The organism is Paenibacillus lentus (assembly GCF_042714055.1).
Taxonomy (GTDB): Bacteria; Bacillota; Bacilli; order Paenibacillales; family Paenibacillaceae; genus Fontibacillus; species Fontibacillus lentus_A.
The window spans coordinates 1-373 of the sequence record NZ_JBHGVC010000044.1 but is presented as its reverse complement, the minus strand read 5'-3'; the positions used below and the strand labels follow the sequence as shown (position 1 = coordinate 373).

Annotated in this window: 2 tRNA genes and 1 rRNA gene; all 3 read left to right on the top strand. The window is 55.8% G+C overall.

Going from position 1 to position 373, the window contains the following annotated elements:
* Positions 1 to 11 precede the first annotated feature (11 nt).
* The 3 genes from rrf (at position 12) to ACE3MQ_RS27345 (ending at position 370) form a co-directional block, all read left to right on the top strand.
* Positions 12 to 128, top strand: a 5S ribosomal RNA gene (gene rrf / locus ACE3MQ_RS27355).
* 45 nt (positions 129 to 173) lie between these two features.
* Positions 174 to 250: transfer RNA gene (locus tag ACE3MQ_RS27350), tRNA-Ile, on the top strand.
* A 44-nt stretch (positions 251 to 294) separates the two neighbouring features.
* Positions 295 to 370, top strand: a tRNA-Ala gene (locus ACE3MQ_RS27345).
* Positions 371 to 373: the final 3 nt, after the last annotated feature.

The following is a 373-nucleotide window of genomic DNA, read 5'->3' as shown; positions in this document are numbered from 1 at the left end:
CCTCTTATGCGTTTGGTGATAATGGCGGAGGGGTTCCACGCGTACCCATCTCGAACACGACCGTTAAGCCCTCCAGCGCCGATGGTACTTGGACCGCAGGGTCCTGGGAGAGTAGGACGTCGCCAAGCGCAGCCCATTTATGGGTTGCCTTTTAAATTTTATATCCCAATTATGGGCCCTTAGCTCAGCTGGTTAGAGCGCACCCCTGATAAGGGTGAGGTCGGTGGTTCGAGTCCACTAGGGCCCACCATACAACTCCATATTCGCTTATACGTGCTTATTGGAGTGGCGTATGGGGCCATAGCTCAGCTGGGAGAGCGCCTGCCTTGCAAGCAGGAGGTCAGCGGTTCGATCCCGCTTGGCTCCACCATAA